The organism is Nocardia sp. CA-107356, assembly GCF_050946365.1.
In the GTDB taxonomy this organism is placed as follows: domain Bacteria; phylum Actinomycetota; class Actinomycetes; order Mycobacteriales; family Mycobacteriaceae; genus Nocardia.
In genome coordinates this window covers 4,826,547-4,845,285 of record NZ_CP191992.1, presented here as the reverse complement: position 1 = coordinate 4,845,285, position 18,739 = coordinate 4,826,547, and the positions used below count along the sequence as shown (strand labels likewise).

The window sequence follows — 18,739 nt, the reverse complement described above, 5'->3', positions numbered from 1 at the left end:
CGGCAAGCTCTAGGCACGCTCGATATCGCCTCCAACCAGTACAGTAGGCATCGCTTCAGCTCATCGCCATGATGCCCACAGTGGCCGGGTAGCGACACTTGCCAGCAAGACCGACCCACTACATACAGATCTCCTGGTGGACGAGTCCCTCTCGCGCATTGCTGGCGGGGAGCACATGGCTGCCTCACAGAACAGGCAGTACCCCGACGGATCATCCCTTCGGGTGTGGGGAGCACAGAATGTGCTCTGCCTTGTCGCGGCCGATGTACTGATCATCCCAGCGACAGACCGTGACGGGCCGCTGCAGAGTCCGGACGTCGTGGCCGCAAGTGATCGGCCGGGATACTCTGGCTAGTGCCCGTTGGGTAGATCACGAGAAGCCGATGGTCGAGATCGATCCGTTCAAGACACAGCGTGATGGTGGTATTGATGTCGTCACGGAGTTGAGCGCTGCCGGTTTCGAGGATGCCGATGAGATCGGGCGGGGCGGTTTCGGGGAGGTGTTCCGGTGTACCCAGTCCGCCGTGGGTCGCACGGTCGCGGTGAAGGTGCTGACCGGCGAGCTCGACCAAAATCGGGAGCGGTTCTTACGCGAGCAACGTGCGATGGGGCGGCTGACCGGGCATCCGAATATCGTCGACATGCTCGAGGTCGGTGAGACCGCAAGCGGTCACCCCTACCTGGTCATGCCATATCACGCTCGTGGCTCCCTGGATGCGCGCCTGCGCCGCGACGGGCCGTTGTCGCTGGCAGAGGTGCTGCACCTGGGGGTGAAGATCGCCGGGGCGCTGGAAACCGCGCATCGGGCACAAGTGCTGCACCGCGATATCAAGCCGGGAAACATCCTGCTCACCGACTATGGTGAGCCCGCGTTGACCGATTTCGGGATCGCCCACATCACCGGTGGATTCGAAACCACGACCGGCACGATCACCGGATCACCGGCGTTCACCGCACCGGAGGTCCTCGGTGGCGACGCCCCGAGCCGGGCCTCGGATGTATACGGGCTGGGAGCCACGCTGTTCTGTGCGCTGACCGGGCATGCGGCCTTCGAACGCCGCAGCGGCGAGCAGGTGGTCGCGCAGTTTCTGCGGATCACCCAGCAACCGGTACCAAATTTGCGCGAGCAAGGAATTCCCGACGACGTGTGCGCGGTGATCGAGGCGGCCATGTCACGCGAACCACAGGACCGCCCCACCGCCGCGGTGTTGGGCGAGCAACTGCGTCAGGTAGAGCGCGATCACGGTTTCGCGGTCGACGAGATGGCGCTGCCGACCGAACCGGGAGCCGAGCATGCATCGGTCATCGCGTCGGTGCCCGCAGTGGGGAGTGGTGTTGGGAAGCTGCCGCTGGAGGTGACCAGCTTTGTCGATCGGCGCATCCAGGTGGCAGAGGTCAAGAACCTGCTGGCAGGGTCGCATCTGGTGACGCTGACCGGTATCGGCGGGGTCGGCAAAACACGGCTCGCGCTGCGCGTCGCCGACAAGGTGCAGCGAAATTTCATCGGCGGCGTGCGGCTGGTCGAGCTGAGTGATCTGCACGATGAACCATTATTGGTCGACGTCGTGGCCGCCGCCCTCGGTCTGCGGAATCAGGGCACCAGGCCGATGCTCGAGGTGCTTATCGGATACCTGTCGGCACGCGAGCTGCTCTTGGTGTTGGACAACTGCGAGCACCTGATCGAAGCGGTTGCGGAGCTGACTGACTCACTCCTGCGGGCCTGCCCGGATGTACGGATTCTGGCGACTAGTCGCGAGGCGTTGGGTATCGGCGGGGAATCGGTGTTTGCGGTGCCGCCGCTCGGGGTTCCGGATCCGGAGAGCAAGCCGTCGCTGCGGCGTCTGGCCCGCAACGACGCGGTGACATTGTTCGCCGAACGGGCCGTCGCGGCCGTGCCGGGCTTCGAGGTAGCCGATGACTCCATGCTCAGCGTGGCCGGGATCTGCACTCGGCTGGACGGGCTGCCGTTGGCTATCGAGCTGGCCGCGGCGCGGCTGCGTGCGATGTCCGTGCAGCAGATCTTGGCACGGCTGGACGACCGATATGCCCTGCTGACCCGCGGAACACGCAGCGCCCCGACGCGCCAGCAGACGCTGCGGTGGTGCATCGGCTGGAGCTATGACCTGTGCACCACGGTCGAGCAGCAACTGTGGAACCAACTGTCGGTCTTCTCGGGCGGTTTCGAGCTCGACGCCGCCGAACAGGCGTGCGGCACCATCTTGACCGAGGCGGAATTGCTCGATGCGTTATCCGCGCTAGTGGACAAGTCGATCCTGATCCGCGAAGAAACCGATGGCACGGTCCGTTTCCGGATGCTCGAGACCGTCCAGGAATACGGGAGGCAGAAGGCCGAGATCAGCGGGGAGTACCCGGAATACCTTCAGCGCCACCTGGATTGGTGCGAGCAATTGGCTCTCCAAGCGGAGGCGGAATGGATCAGCCCACATCAGCTGTACTGGGTTGCCCGACTGGAACGGGAGTTGCCGAATCTGCGGAAGGCACTGGAATTCAGCCTGACCGAGTCGAACGAGAGCGGGTTGCGAATTGTCGCCGCCCTATATCTGTTCTGGATGTTGCGTGGCCGGCTCAGCGAAGGACGTCACTGGTGCGAACGCGCGCTCGCTCATACGACCGGTGTGCAGACCGCCGACCGAGCCAAGGCACTCTACGCAGCCACTGCGATGGCCGCGATGCAGGGTGAACCAACAGCCACCACGGCCTATGTGGCGCAACTCCAGACCCTGGCCGAGCAGACTGCGGACCCCTGGGTCAGAGCCTTGCTTGCGCATTCCGAGGGCGCCAAGGCTCTTACCGAGGACGACGGCGATCCGGCCCGCGCCGGCAAAAACATGGCCGACGCGGTAGGGATATACGAAGCATGCGGCGACCTGATATTGCAGCTGGACGCCCAGTTCTTGCTCGGATGGGCTCATGCAGCGCAAGGCGATACGTCGCAGGCCATTGCCTGTCTCGAGAAGATGCTCGCCATTACCGAATCCTCCGGCGAAACGTTGGAACGGTCGTGGGCGATGTGGGCAACGGGATTCGCGCAGTGGCGAGGAGGCGAGTCCAATCGCGCCGAGCAATTTTTGAACGAGGGTATTCGGCTGGCCGGGCTGGTAGCCGATCCACTTATCACTGCCGCTTGCTCGGAAACGCTGGCCTGGATTGCCAGCGAACGGCACCAAGCTCGGCGCGCAGCTGTCTTGATGGGTGCCGCCGACTCGTTGGGCCAGGTTGCTGGCAGCTCCGCATTCATGTTTCGCAAATTGCTCGTCTATCGTGAGGAATGCGCCCGGAACAGCCGTAAGGAGCTCGGAGAACGAGCATTCGAGGCCGCTCGCCAGGAAGGCACCGCGATGAGTTTCGATACCGCGGCGGCCTTCGCGCTCGGCGACGAATCCGAAGCAGGACCAGTCCGTCCTCCGGCGGGGAATTTGACCAAGCGTGAGCGCCAGGTCGCGGATCTCGTCGCTCGAGGTCTGACCAACAATGCAATCGCCGCCCGGCTGGTGATTTCGCAGCGCACCGCCGAGGGACACGTGGAACATATCCTGACCAAACTGGGCTTCACCTCACGCGCCCAGATCGCGGCGTGGGCCGCCACACAATCCGAACTCTGAATCTTTCGGCTGTTACACACATTTCGCCCGTACGGTCACGGGCCGAGAAACAATCGTTCGTTCGGTAAGCGGGTTTCGGGCAGGCATTCATCCACGGCACGGAGTATGAATTCGATTGCACACCAGCGCTTTCGCTGCCAATCGCGGATCAGGTTATATGCCGCGGCAACAGTGGCGCGATAGTCAAAGGCCGTTCCGCCCAGCCAGATACGCACGTGAACATAACCGAGCGCCGGAAACTCCGCTCCCCGACAGGTGTCAGCAATGGACCGGTGCTGTCGGAGGCGCATCGTCGATATGCCACGCCGGTGTCAGCGCGTCCAAGAGTGTCCGTTTCAGCCATCGCGCTTCCTGGCTGTCGGCTCGACGAGGCCGCAGACCGGCGTGGAGCATCTCTACGAAACGCCGACGGCCGACACCGAACCCGACGAACAGGTCGGCGCGGCCGGCACCGCCGAATGGTGTCCAGCGGATGGCGAATTCGATCACCGGACTCGAATCGATGTCGACCGATCGGGCGGAGCAGAGAAAGTCCAATTGACTCAGCGACGACCGAACCCAGGACGAGCCGTACTTCATATCTGTCCTCGGGCTCGCCTCCTGGGCTCGCACACGCAGTTGCCCCTTCGATGACGAAGGGCGCTCATCGTGAATTGCGCTGGAGTTACTCCGCTGTCGATTTTGTGGATTCATGAGTGTCCTCGAGCGATAGTGCGTGGCCGCCGCCTACAGCCTCCTTTCCGCGATCACGATCAGCGACCGGAGAACTACCTACCCGCATACCTATTTTTTTCTGGCCGCGAAGGGGCCGTGGCCTGCCCGCTGAATCCCAACTTTCGCCGAGGCGGACCGCGGGAGCACGTATAGACCCGGGGGCCACCACCTGGCTTGCCGACTGGGCTCCGGGTTAGGCCGTAAGGGAACGGCGGGGCTCGACGATTCCGAGGCGTTTTCCGCGCAGAACCGCGTCGGTTCGGTTGCGGGCGCCGAGCGTCCGCAGCAGTCCACGTGTGTGTGCCTTTATCGTGTGCGGCGACAGCGACATCTGTTGCGCGATCTCACGATTCGTGGCGCCGGTCATCATCAGCCGAAGTACCTCGAGCTGACGGGCCGATAGAGCGGGCACACTGCCCCCGCGCGCGGGATCCCGCGGCGCGAGACGGCCCTTATCCCCTTGCATGACGGCACTCAAGAGCGTCCGCGCGTCCCAGTCCCGGCCGATCCAGCCCACGATGCTCCGGTCCGACACCGGGCTGGACCGGGACGTGCACACCGTCTCCATCGCCAGAATGCGGCATGGCGGCCACGCCTGCGCGATCTGCGGCGCGATCTCGTTGACGGACACATCGTCGAGCCAGTCTTTGACAATGGCGACGTGCGGTCGCCATCGCCGCGCCGCTTCAACAGCACCGTCGACCGAGGCCGCAGCGAAGCAGCGCTCGACCCAATCCTGTGTGCCGAGCAGCGCGCGGAAGCCGATGCGCACGACTTCGTGGTCGTCGACGATGAGAATCCTGCGGCCGTTCATCGTGCACCTCGCACCGATGCCGTGCCGGTGGGCGACAGCTGAAACAGTCGCTCCGCTGCATCCAGCCCATCTAGGAAGTGGCCGAATCTGTCACGTTTGGTCCGAAGATAGTCGAGATTATCGGTGGTTGCCGAGGGCGCCAGCGGGACCCGTTCCACTACGTCCAGACCGCAGTGCACCAGCGCGGCCACCTTGTCGGGATTATTCGTGAGCAACCGAATACCTTGTACGCCCAACCATTTCAGAATCTGGCCCGCGAGAGTGTAGTCTCGGCTATCGATCGGGTGCCCGAGTTCGAGATTGGCTTCGGCAGTGTCGAGCCCGTCGTCCTGGAGCGCGTAGGCCCGTATCTTTTCGAACAGTCCGATTCCGCGTCCTTCGTGACCGATGGCATAGAGCACGATGCCACGCCCAGCGTCGACAATGGCCTGTATGGCCCCGGTCAGCTGACGACCGCAGTCGCACCGCGAAGAACCGAACACGTCGCCGGTGACGCATTCCGAATGCAACCGGACGTGCACCGGATCGCCGGTCGTCAAGTCACCCAGCACCAGGGCCAAGTACTCGGAGCGCTCGGGCCAGACCGGCCGGAATCCGAATGCCCGAAATTCACCGGCCGAGGTCGGGAGCCGTGTCTCGGCCACGCACTCCACCAGTTGCTCTGTGGCACGCCGATATTGGACGATCTCCTCGACGGTCACCAATGCGAGATCATGCCTGCGGCTGAAATCGGCCAGCTCACGACATCGTGCCATTGATCCATCCGGCGACATGATTTCGCAGAGCACTCCGTAAGGCAGAAACCCCGCCAGCCGGGCCAGATCGCTCGCGGCCTCGGTGTGACCGCGCCGCTCTAGCACGCCGTGCGGCTTGGCCCGCAGCGGGAACATGTGACCCGGGCGAACGAGGTCAGCGGGGCGAGTCTTCGGGTTGCAAAGTGCCAGAATTGTCTCGGCCCGATCCGCTGCGCTGATCCCGGTACGCCCCTCGCCGGCGATATCCACCGAGACCGCGAAACCGGTCTCGAACGAGCTGGTGTTGTCCGAGACCATCGGCGGCAGGGCCAACTCGTCGAGGCGTTCTGGTGGCATCGCCACACACGTCAATCCACGCCCGTACTGGGACATGAAGTTCACCGCCGCGGGCGTCACCGCCTGGGCTGCCATCACGAGATCGCCTTCGTTCTCGCGATTCGCGTCGTCGACAACCACCACCATGCGGCCAGCCCTGATGCTGGCGATGGCGGCGTCGACTGCCTGAAGGGCATCCCTGGGACCGGATGCGTCGAATTCGCCCATTGTGATCTACCTATACGTCAGCCGAGGTTCTCGGGCCGGGCGGCAACCGCAGTTACCGGTATCACACCAATCTATACGTACGTTTGTTTACGCGCAACCCTCGATTCAGACCAAGGCAATCAATACGGGTCAGGTAACTCCTCGCTACGACAACATGTCAGGCGATCGACGATGTGGTCACGGGCGGCCGCGAGCACGACGAGCCGTCGCCGCAACTAGGATGTAATAGCTGTCAGCTATCACAAAGGATGGAGCAAGCCGAAGTCGTCGCGGTGACGGCCGGAAGAAGCTCCGGCTCGAACAACGCGGCCGACCGGACGGACCGGGTCGGCCGGACTGCGTCCACTTGCCGGTCGTCGGCAGAAGTGCCGGCCTCGCGGACGAGCACCGGCCACATGATCAACCATCAAGCGCCCCTTCACATCCCGAGCCTGATCAATCGCTGAGTAGGCCCGGGGCGCGGTGGCGGGATTGCTCCTGCCGAACCTGCCGTGCGCCTCTCAACGCAACGGGGCTCTCCACGGTTTCTGCCGTCAGGCTGGTTGCAGGGTCGCCCATCGATTCGGGGTCTTGTTGCCCTGCTAGCGATAACAGCTCACCGTCACGCTGTTCAGGTCGAACAACTCGGTCCCATCCACCGCAGTAATCGGCTGCCACCGCCCTGTGGCAGTAACGAACGGGCGGCGGATGTCCTTCCAACCCCAATGGTGCCGGGTTTGCAGCGTCTCACCGTCCACCCCCGCCGTTCGCGCGCCCTTGTTGCTCCGCACCCGATCCCACGCGACCAAAAGAAACGCGGGATCGGCAACGAGATTGAACAGATCATCGAACCTGCGATCTCGGATACCGTCCGATCTTGCTTGCCGAGCCCGACCCGTCTGGCAGTACCGAACCGTCCCGGCGTTGTCAGCGCTGCTTCCGTCCTCACCGGTGTCTCCCCGGATCGGACTGAGCCCCGCTCCTACCAGGCTGCTGCGAGAGCCCAGCGAGAAGGTCTTTTACCTCCCTCGATCCCTAGCGCCTCATGGCGCAAACGAGATTTGGGCCAGATCCCGGATTGGCGTGGGCGATTTCCTTTGCGAGAGTGGCGGACTCGAACCACTGGCCGATGTTCGGCCGCAGCCTTTCGTCGACGAATCGCCGCACGGTGGAGGCGATGTCGCGCTCTTCGTCCGAGAGCAGTGATGCCGTGTCGACCAGTTCGAGCGGACCGGTGGGGGCACTCATGAAAGATTCGTCCCTCTCGCGAGGTGAAATTTCGGCAAGATCTGGCGCGTGGCGCTCAAGAGACCTTGCCACCCCGCGCTTCGGGTCGTCGAGGCGTCGAAGAGTCCAGGCGATCAGTGAGAGGGACGAGCAGCCCGAGCGCGTCCGCAACGGGGATGCGCCGATAGTTCTCCGTCGCGAGCCCGTCTTGCACGATCGCTTGGCGACGTCGCGCGACGGCAGTGCGAACGGCTGCCGGGTACTCGCCGGCTCGCCGGGCGACGAACTCGATATAGCGCATTGCGTCGGACTTCGCGTGCGGCCCCATCTGCTCCCACTCCTCGTCGGTGATCCCGTCGGCTAGGCTCATCGTGGCGTTGGGATCCAGCGCCAACGCCGGGTTGGATTCCAAGTCGGTGCTCGTCGCAGTAAGTGTGATGTCAGGGTTCGACACGATTCCGCTTGGCGAGTAGGTGAACGCGCTCGTCACGCGATCGATCGCGCTGTTGGTCTCGCTCCAGCCGGCAGGAGTACGTCCGGCATAGTCGACGGCGACCGGCGTTCCGTCCGGGACGGCCAGCCGCGTGATGGCTCGATCGTTGATCGCCTCGAGCACGGCGATCGGGTCGCATCCGAGCACGACATCCTTGCGCGGCGGCCAAAAATCGAACATGGTGTGATCCCCCTGCGACCCGTCTACCGAGAAGATATAGATCTCGGGGTATTGAGCGATCGCCGCGCGCCGGGCGGGCTCGAAATCGAAGTAGGCAGTGATCGCCGCCTGGATCAGGAGGCTGGCGCCTATCCCGCCGAATGGCTCGTGCACCACGATTCCGAAGCGATCGGCCGGACTCCAACCGGGAAACAGTTCGTCGATCGTGGCCCGAGTGCTGTTGAGTTCCACCGAGAACATCGACGCGCTGAGCTGACTTGCAGTGTGCATCGAGCACTTCCTTACTTAAGTCCGGAAACGAGCTGGCGAGTCATCGCAACTCATCCCTTCATGGTGCCCAACATAGCGGATACATCGGCGCTCGAGTGGCCGACCCAAAATATCCGCGAAGGTTTATGGGCCGTCAACTCCACCCGAATCCCCTTGGGAACGTAGATAAATCCGCCAGACTCGACTATCTCGGACCGACCCCCGCAGACGAACTCCAATTGCCCGTCCAGGACATATAAAACCTCGTCGTTCACCATGTTGAACTCGCCGAGGCAGCAGGGATCGTCGTAGCGCATTATCCCGGCAGCCATAGAGCCGAGCGGATACACACCATTCTCATCGTGGCCCTCGAATATCCCCATCAGATCGTTGAGACGTCGGAATACGATGTCACCCTTTGCGATCGGTATCGGGCGAGTGACTGCTGTGTGTGGTTCTGTCACTTGTATCTCCATCTAGAAGTCCCGGCTGGTAAGTGCCGGTGATGGTTTCATCGAAGGAGGCATCGACGCATGCCACTCTCGATTCAGAATGTGTTTCGTCCGTGTTCATGTCAACTGAAACAGCGCACGAAAACAGACGATAGGACTACGTGGCGGGCGGTCGCTGCGGCACTGCGGACGACACGGGGGGTGGCGTCAATGGGTCGGTGTTCTGCAACTTGCGTCCCGATGCCACCCAGGCCGCGACCTTCGCCTTGACCTCCGCCGATACCAACAGTTCGGGCTCCATGTACCCGAATGAGCGGTCGATAGCCCTGCAGATCGTGTGGTCCGCCGTCGCCAACTCCTCCAGGTGGACGTAATACTCGGCGTCCTCCTGGTCGATCTCAGGTATATTTTCGAGCTCCGCTCCGGCGTAGCTCGTGTCGAGGGCGGAGGCGGAGGAGAATGCCCATTCGACTGCCTCGCCCACTTTTGCCTGAAATAGTTCCGGCAGCTGGTCGAGTGCACCGTCGAGGCGAGCCAATAGGTCGCGCAGCACAATGGCCCCGTGGGCCGCGATCGTCATTCCTTGGCCGTAGATCGGGTTATAAGACCCGACAGCATCGCCGGTCACGATGAAGCCCCGCGGTTGCCGTTCCAGGCGCTCCCACAGCCGGCGCTGATTGCCGGGCATGCGATATGTCTTGATCTCGCCCACGGGTTCAGATTTCAACACGACCTCACGCAGGAACGGGATCGGCGAATCCCCGAGAAAGTCGATGAACCCCTGCTCGTCGCCTGGTGGGTACTCCTTCATCATGCCCGCCGCGATGACCTTGTGTAGCCCGCCTTCTTGGCCGAGGATTGCCCCGCCACGGTTCGCCCCCGGATACGGCATTGCCCCAATAGCCGCCGCGCCTCCGGGAATCGCACCGGCCGGCAATCTCACCAGTCGGCTTGCATACCCCATGTACACGCGAACGTGCATCTCCTCGGGCCTCTCGTACCCGATGGACTCCATCCACTTCGGTGCTTGCGACCCGCGACCGCTCGCGTCAACCACGAGGTCAGCCTCTAGGACATCGTGACCGACCTTCACGCCCGTCACCCGCGTCCGATCCGGCGTTGTCGCAAGTCCCGACGCCGCGCCGACGCGGAATTCCACATTTGGCAGACCGCGCACGCGGTCGCGTACGACGTGCTCGAGCAGAGTGCGCGTGAAGCCGAGTAGCGCCACGTCGGACTCGCCACGGGCGCGCCAGCCGTACGCGGTCCAATACAGCGCATCTCGTACTTCATCGACCGTGGGGCAGCCGTGCTCGTCCATCTCAGCGCGCCAGCCCGGAAATAGCTCCTCGAGCAAATCCGCGCCGAGCGGCATCAAGGCGTGAAGCTGCTCGCTCTGCGGCACACCCTTGCGGGCAACCGGCGTCGTTGGCAGCGCGTCACGCTCCACGACCGTCACCTTCTCGAAGATGTCACTGAGCACGCGCGCGGTACAGAGTCCGGCGATACTGCCACCCACTACAACTGCGTGGTGGGTATTTGTTTGTGCATTTGTAGCCATCCAGCTGCTCCCATCATTCGAACCACCGAAGTGTCGAACAAGCTGTGTTCCTTTAGTTTTCAGACACGCACCACGAACGGGTGCGTTGGTGCCGTAGGGTGTCGAGCCGTGTGCGCGCTGGGCCGGTCGCACCATTGCGGACTGCGATCGACAATGGTGCGACCGCCGCAGTTCGTGGCGTCAGGCAGACTCGGACACCGAAGACAACGCAGGCGGCGCCATCGGGTCGGTGTGCAGCAGCTTGCGCCCAGACGCCACCCAGGCGGCCACCTTCTCCTTGACCTTTTCCGAGAAGAGCAGCTCAGGTTTCATGTACCCGAACGAATGCTCGAAGAGGATGGAGATCTCTGGGTCAACTGTCGCCAGCTCCTCCAAGTGGAGGAAGTACTCGTCATCGTCGTCGGAGAACTCAGGTATGCCTTCGCGTTCCGCGCCCTCGAAGTGCGCGTCGGTGGCGGCAGCGGTTGTGAACGCCCATTCGACCGCCTCACTCAGTCGCGTCTGGAACAGTTCGGGCAGCGTGTCGAGCTCGCCGTCGGCGCCGGCCAGCAGTTCACGCAGGGTGACCGCACCATGGGCCGCGATCGTCATCCCCTGGGCATAGATGGGGTTGTACGACGCAACCGCGTCGCCGATCACGATGAAGCCGCGTGGGCGGCGTTCGAGGAGCTCCCACAACCGACGCTGACTGCCCGGCATGCGATACGGCTTGATCTCGCCGACGGGCTCCGATTGCTGCACGATGGCGTGAATGATGGGACTTGACACATCCGAGAGAAAGTCGAGGAAGCCCTGCTCGTCGGTCGGCGGATAGTCCTTGATCATGCCGGCTGCGATGACCATGTGCAGGCCGTTCTGCGTGGGGAAGATGGCCGCCCCACGGTTCGTCCCCGGGTATGGAACTGCAATAACGCCTTTCGAGTCGGCGGGGAATGCCGCGGCCGGCGCCTTCACCAGTCGGCTGGCATACCCCACGTATGCACGTAAGTGCATCTCATCGGGCCTCTCGTAGCCGATGTCCTCCATCCACTTCGGTGCCTGCGACCCACGTCCGCTCGCATCCACCGCGAGGTCGGCTTCGACGACCTCGCGGTTGACGATCACTCCAGTCACCCGCGTGCGATCCGACATCGTCGCAAGCCCCGATGCCGCGCCGACGCGGAATTCCACATTCGGCAGAGCTCGCACGCGGTCGCGCACGACGTGCTCGAGCAGAGTGCGCGTGGTGCCCAACAGTCGCACGTCGGACTCCCCACGGGCGCGCCAGCCGGCGGCGGTCCAATACAGCAGGTCGTTCACTTCGTCGAAGAAGGGGCAACCGAGCTCCTGCATCTCGGCCACAAAGCCCGGAAACAACTCCTCGTGTAGGTCCAGGCCGAGCGGCATGAAGAGGTGGCCCTGCTCGCCCTGCGGCGTGCCCTTGCGACCAGCCGGCGCCGTCGGCAGCGCATCACGCTCGACTATCGTCACCCTGTCGAAGAAGTCGCTGAGCACGCGGGCGGTATCGAGGCCGGCGATACTGCCTCCGACCACAATTGCGTGATGCTTGTTTGTTTGTCTATTTGTAGCCATTTAGGTGGCCCCCTTGTCGTCGCTGAATCTCCGCATGTTCTCGAAGGATTCGCGCGTTTGAGATTTCTGGAGTGCGTATCGTGTGCGCCGGTCAGCGGGTACGGCTCATCGGCAGCTTTTTCTCAAACTGGAAGTCCACGGTTTCAGCCGTGAATGCCGAACCTTCACTACGGGATAAGGGCCGAGCGCTCGAGGACGCGTTGCAGGGTCGCGGCGGCGGCACTGCCGCTCTCGATCGCGCCGTCGATCCAAAAGGTCTTACCTCGAGCAATGTCTGCGGTGGCGAACGCGAGGCGCCGCTCAGGGGCTCGCATTCCTGCAAGGTGTTGGACGATCCCGACCGGAAGCGTCGCATAGGACCCGTCGGAGTACGGGTCAGTAGTCCAGTCGTGTCCTTCGCATTTGATGACCTTGCATCCCGGCATCATCACCTCGAGTGCTCGCTGAACGGCGTTGCGGTCGTTGACATCCAGCAGGTCTGATCTGGAGAAAAACGCGACCAGACTCGCCCCTTCGTATTCAGCCTCGGTGGAAACACGATAGATCGGGCCGGCCGACATGCCGGAGAAATTTGGAGGCGCGTTCTCGACCAGGGCGAAGGCCTTGACGCCCGTCGAACCGGGTCGCAACGCGCAGCCGCGTCGTTTGTCCTCATTCAGCGCGGGCGCGAACTCGATATCGTCCCAGCAGTTGACCGGCACGGCGACCACAACGCCACGAGCCGTTATCGACTGGTTGTCGGCCGTCGTCACAGTTACGACGGCCGCCTCCTGCTTCACTCGGACGACAGGTGTCGCCAAGCGGACCTCGATACCCGTATGCCCGACCATCGGCTCCAGCAGCGCGAGCGGTCCACCACCGATCTTCTTCTCGGCGGCCAGGGCTGAATTGACAAGGCTGTTGCCGTACTGCACGATCGACCAGATCCCGGCGAGAGCGCTGATTTCGGAGGTAGGAAAACCGCCCTCGATCAGCACCCAGGCATCGAAGAGGTCGCGCGTCGCGGGCTGTGGGTCCGCCTGCGCAAGGAAGTCACTCCAAGGGATGTCAAGGTCGCGGTAGGCCTGAGTCTCGATTGGCAGCGTCGGATCGAAGCGCGAGCCCGCGGTCAGCACATGGAGGGCCGTGCGTTCAAAGCTCTGGAGCTCCTCCGGATGGATCGGGACAGGTGTCTCAAAACGGTGGCCGCCGAACAGAGAACCGTAGGTTTGCGTCGGCGGTGACTGGTCATATCCCACGCCGTAGCGTTCGATCTCACGGTTCACGAAATGATTCAGGGTCGGCGAAACCCACGTACCCCCAAAATCTACCGCCAGTCCGGTATCGGCGAACGTTCCATGAAATACGCGGCCGCCGAGCCGATCACGGGCCTCGAGCACCAGTACGTGATAGCCGTCCTGAGCCAAATCGCGGGCCGCTGTGGCCCCCGCAAAGCCGGCTCCGATAACGATCGCGTCAAAGTCTGTGTTCAAGATCACTCCCTTTGTGACGGACAACAGAAAGACAGCCGATGGCTCGGAAGCAGATCGCCCTGAGGCCAACGGTCACGGCCGGCCGATGTCAAGCCCGCGGTGCGCTTTTGATCTGTCTCACATATGAGATTCCTCACCGAGATACCCGGTCAAGTGAAGCAGCGCGCGGGTTAGCCGTTTGGGTCATTGCGGCCTCCACTGAACTGATCAGTGACCCGGCTCAGCCACGATGACCCTCGTCAATTCCGAGTCAACTGCGCCTGGTAGTACTTTGTTGGGTCGGGAAGGTCTGATGGCACATTGGGCCGGTGCCGATCCAATGGGCAAGTGCGCGTTGAATTTCGCGCAGGGCGCCGTAGCGGGTCAGTCCTGCCCAGTGGCTTTGGGTCAGTGATCCACAGGTGATGGAACAGGTGGGTGGCGGTTCCAACATGACCCGCATGGCATACGCAGGGCAGCTCCGGTTACGCCCCGGTCCCCGCCCGGCGGCCTCCGGCTCGGGGACTACCGAAAAGGGCGGCGCGTTGCTGCGACGCTCAGCTGCGGAAGTCCAACTGCGTTGCGGTGCACAAGGTCTCGTGTCACCATACAGAAGGTCGCCACGGCTTTGGGTGCGATCATGACGGGCGTGGGTCTTCCTGGGCTTCGAATTGTCGCCTTTACCAAGGCTTTCGGCGATCTGGAGCATATTCCGGGCTACCGGCAACTGTGCGAGACAGCACGGCCGCGTGAGGGGATGGTGCTCGATTCCATCGTCCGCGCGGTGAGATCACCCGAGGTCTGGGTGGATCGCATTCGAGGCCGGCGACTTCGCCATGCCGCGGTCGGGGTCGACCCACGCGGTGGCGTCGCTGCCGTGGGCCACACGAGGCCACGACCGGCTGTTGACCGCCTACTGCCACGACACCGCCGCCGAAACACACGCCACCAGCAGCGAACCCGGCGAGGTACGCGGCCGTGCCCGCCATACGATCGCGACGCGGCCCGCGCCGCCGCTCGGCGTCCGTATCGCTGCTACAAGAAGCTGGCAAAATCAGCGACGTGAGACACGGTCTTAGTGAGCCTGCGCCACGCTGACTCGGAGTAGGCGCAGATGACCCAAACGGCTACCCCGCTAGACGTTTCTCTTGACCGAGGTGAATGCTGTGATCAAGCTCATATTTCACATCACTGAAGAGAACGCCTCGAATTAAAACGGCCGGCACGATCCTTGGCTTCAGCTCGATCTGCTCGTCGACCAATGACCGAGGTGAGTACGCAACGGAAAACAGGGTCAACATTGAATACTTATTTTGATGCGATCGTAGATGCGATCGTAATCGGCGCTGGCTTGGCCGGTGCGACGGCGGCGCGACTCGCCTCGAGATCGCTATGGCGCGCTTCGAACATCGACACTCGAGCGTTGGACAGGCTTTACGATTCAGATATGTAGCCGAGGCAACCATGTTCGGGGAAGCCGACACCGCCCGTCGTTACCACGGGACTATCGCCGCAAGCGACTCTACATATCGCTCATATGCTTCGACTAATGAACCTCGAATGCATCGAATGCCAGCGTGCCGAACTCCACCTACTCATCAGAAAGCACGTCCAACATAGCGACCGGTTCGGCGCCGGAAGCGAGCGATAGAGCGGAAGCGTCGCAGCGCTTGTGCTGGGCACACCGCGGTTGCAGCGGAATCCCGCTGAACAACTCCAAGGGAGTCGGTGTGATGGCAAGCAGGGATTAGCCGTCTATATCGAACCGAAATCAGATTTCTTTCAAATCGGCTAGAGCTATAGATGCCGCGGCCACCCCAGTTCGCTCAAAAGTTTGCTGGGACGAGATCCATGCAGAAGAGAGTCTTCGTCATCGCGACCACCCCCTGGCGGAGGCCCAAAATCCAATCGGGGGCGCTCCGTATGCGTCGCCAAGCCAGATAAGGAAGTAATCACGTGACCACATCACCAGTTTCGCCAGGCGAAGCGAGCGATCAATTTGACGCAGCGGTAAACCCGGTTGTTTCCGCTGGGGCATCGCCAGGTCTGCGCGGACGCCTCGGCGTCCCCGGACTCGTGTTCTCAGTGATGGCACTCGCGTCACCGTTGGCGGGCGTTGCCGGCTATCTCGCCTTCGTCATCAGCAACGGAAACGGCCTCGGGGCACCAGTAGCTATCGCGGCGATGGGCGTTTTGCTGCTGATCTTTTCGGTCGGATATGTCAAGATGGCCCAAGTCGTCCCGAACCCGGGTGGCTTCTACGCGTACGTCTCGGCGGGACTGGGGCGGATAGCAGGCCTGGGTATGGGCACGCTGATCACGATTGGATACACCGCCGGAACCGTGGGGTACTACACGTTCGGCGGAATTATCGCCAGCGGCACCGTGCAGACTTCCCTCCATGGTCCGCACATTCCCTGGTGGGTGTACACGTTGGCGTTCATCCTCATTGTCTCGGCGTTGACCTATCGCGGCCTCGACGGGTCTGTTCGCGTCATGACAGTATTGCTGACGCTGGAAGTCGCGATTGTCCTGATCATAGATCTTGTGATCACGTTTCGCGGCGGACCGAGCGGTCGCCCGCTCGAACCGTTCACCATGCACGCGATGACCTCCGGTTCTGTGCCTATGGCGGCATTGTTCGCCATCCTACTGTTCACCGGATTCGAAGTAACGACATTGTTCCGCGAGGAAGTCAAGGACCCAGTAAAGACCGTCCGGCGCAGTACCTACATCGCCGTCGTGTTGACTTCCGTGATATTTGCCTACTCGGCTTGGTGCCTGATCACCGCATTCGGCGTGGACGAAGTTATTCCGCAAGCACAAACGGATCCCACGGGCATGTTCGCTACCGCCGTGAACAGTTATTTGGGTAACAACATGATGACCCTCGTGAGCGTTCTTTTGATCACCAGTTTGTTCGCCTCGCAGTTGTCGGTCAATAACTCCGTCTGCCGATACCTGTATTCGATGGGTAAAGACCGCGTTCTTGCGTCCGCCCTCGGCGCAGCCCACGATACCCGGCATTCACCGCACCGAGCCGCCGTGACGTTGGGGCTCATCAATTCCGGCCTCACAGTCGTCGTCGTTGCAGTTCATTACGACGAGGTCAAATTGTTCACCTGGTCCACGTTCACGATTGCCCTGGCCATCCTTGCCAGCTATTTCCTGGTCGCCATAACTGTGTTCGTATACTTCCTGCGCAACCGACAAGCAGCGACGTTATGGAACTGGATCCTGTCGGGTATCTCCATCGTCGCACTGGGCGCGATGCTGGTGGTGGCCCTGCTCAACCCCGCGGCCATCGCCGGTCAGAGTTCGAGACTCAACTACCTAATTCCGATCGCGCTGCTCGTCGTCTTCTTCGGGGGCGCCGCGTATGCCTTGTACCTGCGCAACCGCAAGCCCGACGTTTATCGCCGGATCGGGCGTCAAGAGGCTCTGTAGAAGATCAGCTGGCTGGTGTTGCTCGGTGTGACGGCGTCGAGCAACACCAGGCTCGAAAGTCGCATATTCACCGAGGTCAGGTATCGCAAGTATTGGAGCAGCTCGGTGTGTTCACACAGACGACGATTCGTTGCATTTGCGAAGTTCACAGTGCCGTCGTTGAAGAACCACAGGACTGCCCGCCTGAACGTTCAGGTTGGTCTGCGACCTCGACGGGCGGCTCGGGTGGATCGCGGATCCGATCGACGACAGGCGACACGATAGTCACTGCTCCAAACAGCCCGGCGTGCTGCTGACGATGGATCCGAGCAACCGGAATGGGCGACAAAAGCTACGTCGAGAACGACATGATCACGCCGATCGAAAAGCCCGCCGAGCGCGGGCGACCGAACGACGTCGGCCATCGACGTTGCTGATGGACTGGCCGCGCCCCGGCGGCCGAGCGTGCGGCAACTCCTTGGATCATGACGGCGAACTCGGGCGACCGCTTATCGATGGGGACTGCGGAAAAGTCGAGCCCGGTGCGCTCGGCGTAGCGTTCCAGCGAGCAGGCCTGTGGCGGAATCTGTCGAGAGCGGTAACGAGGTTGGGTAGTCGTCCGACACGACGATCGCCGGACCGGGACATCGGTGGTGGCGAAGGCTCATCGATTGTCGTCGACGGCCTCGGCCAGGGCCGGTCGGGACTCAGCAATGCATCGGTGTGGGCGGTCACGCTTGCGTTCTCTCCACGACATGCGTTGCGCACGTTGCGGGATATCGGCGATGCACCGCGATCCACGACTCCGCAGGTGCGGAGATGCTGGTCGCCGTTGGTAAACCGACCGGTTTCGTCATGTTGGGTCTACTCGCCGGTCGGCCAGACGTGCCACCGCTCGTTCTGCATGATGGCGGTTACGAGGGATTCGGCTTTATAGCGCGCCGGGACCCAGGAAACTGATTGTAGGTGCGGTTCGCCCTCTCGAACTCGGCGGGCGTAAGCCAGCCGAGACTAGAGTGGCCGCGACGACGTCCGGGAGGAGTTCACGCTCGGGCAACGCTAGCGACCGGACGGAACCGCGCTGGTCAGACTGCGTCCACTTGCTGACTGCCGACAGTCGTGTCGGCCTCCCGGAACGAGCGGAACAGCCGCCTTTGTGCGGCAGCGACTCGCTGCGGATCGAGGATCTGGCCGGGGTCCAGTACAGCCTGGACTAGGAGACCGTCGAAAATCGCCATGATAATCCCGGCCGCATCATCTGCAGCCCGGTCGTCTCCCAGGCTGAAAGCCGCTGCCATTGCCGGGCGCAACTTGGCGTAGGACTCAGCGAGCGGCTGGCGTACACGCTCATCGTGCGGGGCCCGTGCCACGGCGATGAAGAATGCTCCCGTCAGCCCGGCGTATCGGCTCATGCCGGCGAGCACGACGTCGATCGCCTGCTCGAGCCGGTCACCGAAGTCCCGGGCCGGCAGGCCCACGATGTTTGAGACGACTTCGTCCTGCCAGCGTTGAAATGCCACGTCCATCGCCTCGGCCAGCAGACCGTCCTTGGAACCGAAGTGATACCCGATCGACGCCAGGTTGGCACCGGCTTCCGTGGAGAGCACGCGGGCGGTGATGGTCTCCGGCGGCATCGTCTGCAGGCAGCGGATAGCGGCCTCGACGAGAGCGGTTCGGTTACTGTGCTGGGCCATTACCAA

11 protein-coding genes and 1 pseudogene are annotated in these 18,739 nt (G+C 62.6%); 2 read left to right on the top strand and 10 right to left on the bottom strand.

Annotated elements, in window-relative coordinates; translation table 11 throughout:
* Positions 1–383 precede the first annotated feature (383 nt).
* On the top strand, positions 384–3,623 hold the full coding sequence (locus tag ACQP1G_RS21835; protein WP_433207360.1) for a protein kinase domain-containing protein: 3,240 nt from the start codon (positions 384–386) through the stop codon (positions 3,621–3,623).
* A gap of 35 nt (positions 3,624–3,658) precedes the next feature.
* Here ACQP1G_RS21835 and ACQP1G_RS21830 read toward each other — a convergent pair whose 3' ends face one another.
* The 9 genes and pseudogenes from ACQP1G_RS21830 to ACQP1G_RS21790 all read right to left on the bottom strand — a co-directional run bounded on the left by ACQP1G_RS21830 (position 3,659) and on the right by ACQP1G_RS21790 (position 13,634).
* Positions 3,659–3,838, bottom strand: a complete 180-nt coding sequence (locus ACQP1G_RS21830; RefSeq protein WP_433207357.1) for a hypothetical protein — start codon at positions 3,836–3,838, stop codon at positions 3,659–3,661.
* Positions 3,839–4,530: 692 nt separating this feature from the next.
* A complete protein-coding gene (locus tag ACQP1G_RS21825; RefSeq protein WP_433207354.1) occupies positions 4,531–5,151 on the bottom strand; it encodes a response regulator transcription factor in 621 nt (206 codons plus the stop codon).
* The gene (locus ACQP1G_RS21820; protein WP_433207351.1) at positions 5,148–6,449 is read right to left on the bottom strand and encodes a bifunctional 3,4-dihydroxy-2-butanone-4-phosphate synthase/GTP cyclohydrolase II; all 1,302 of its coding nucleotides are present in this window, start codon (positions 6,447–6,449) and stop codon (positions 5,148–5,150) included. Before ACQP1G_RS21820 ends, ACQP1G_RS21825 begins: the two co-directional genes overlap by 4 nt.
* Positions 6,450–7,514: 1,065 nt before the next feature.
* Positions 7,515–7,676: pseudogene (locus ACQP1G_RS21815) on the bottom strand (acyl-CoA dehydrogenase); the annotation flags it as partial.
* Positions 7,677–7,731: 55 nt separating this feature from the next.
* Complete coding sequence (locus tag ACQP1G_RS21810) at positions 7,732–8,481, bottom strand: hypothetical protein (RefSeq protein ID WP_433207348.1); 750 nt, start codon at positions 8,479–8,481, stop codon at positions 7,732–7,734.
* 167 nt (positions 8,482–8,648) lie between these two features.
* Complete coding sequence (locus ACQP1G_RS21805) at positions 8,649–9,041, bottom strand: cupin domain-containing protein (RefSeq protein ID WP_433207345.1); 393 nt, start codon at positions 9,039–9,041, stop codon at positions 8,649–8,651.
* A 145-nt stretch (positions 9,042–9,186) separates the two neighbouring features.
* Positions 9,187–10,512, bottom strand: coding sequence for an FAD-dependent oxidoreductase (locus tag ACQP1G_RS21800; protein ID WP_433207342.1), 1,326 nt, complete (start codon positions 10,510–10,512; stop codon positions 9,187–9,189).
* Between the two features lie 258 nt (positions 10,513–10,770).
* Entirely contained in the window at positions 10,771–12,162 is a 1,392-nt protein-coding gene (locus tag ACQP1G_RS21795; protein WP_433207339.1) for an FAD-dependent oxidoreductase, read from the bottom strand.
* 167 nt (positions 12,163–12,329) lie between these two features.
* Positions 12,330–13,634, bottom strand: a complete 1,305-nt coding sequence (locus tag ACQP1G_RS21790; protein ID WP_433207336.1) for a flavin monoamine oxidase family protein — start codon at positions 13,632–13,634, stop codon at positions 12,330–12,332.
* A 1,935-nt stretch (positions 13,635–15,569) separates the two neighbouring features.
* Here ACQP1G_RS21790 and ACQP1G_RS21785 point away from each other — a divergent pair.
* The gene (locus ACQP1G_RS21785; protein ID WP_433207334.1) at positions 15,570–17,060 is read left to right on the top strand and encodes an APC family permease; all 1,491 of its coding nucleotides are present in this window, start codon (positions 15,570–15,572) and stop codon (positions 17,058–17,060) included.
* 1,064 nt (positions 17,061–18,124) lie between these two features.
* Here ACQP1G_RS21785 and ACQP1G_RS21780 read toward each other — a convergent pair.
* Positions 18,125–18,733, bottom strand: a complete 609-nt coding sequence (locus ACQP1G_RS21780; protein WP_433207331.1) for a TetR/AcrR family transcriptional regulator — start codon at positions 18,731–18,733, stop codon at positions 18,125–18,127.
* Between the last annotated feature and the right edge of the window lie 6 nt (positions 18,734–18,739).

Excerpts from the sequence above, each read along its gene's own strand:
- ACQP1G_RS21835 (WP_433207360.1), top strand. The coding sequence starts at position 384 with ATGGTCGAGATCGATCCGTTCAAGACACAGCGTGATGGTGGTATTGAT.
- ACQP1G_RS21825 (WP_433207354.1), bottom strand. The coding sequence starts at position 5,151 with ATGAACGGCCGCAGGATTCTCATCGTCGACGACCACGAAGTCGTGCGC.
- ACQP1G_RS21820 (WP_433207351.1), bottom strand. The coding sequence starts at position 6,449 with ATGGGCGAATTCGACGCATCCGGTCCCAGGGATGCCCTTCAGGCAGTC.
- ACQP1G_RS21795 (WP_433207339.1), bottom strand. The coding sequence starts at position 12,162 with ATGGCTACAAATAGACAAACAAACAAGCATCACGCAATTGTGGTCGGA.
- ACQP1G_RS21780 (WP_433207331.1), bottom strand. The coding sequence starts at position 18,733 with ATGGCCCAGCACAGTAACCGAACCGCTCTCGTCGAGGCCGCTATCCGC.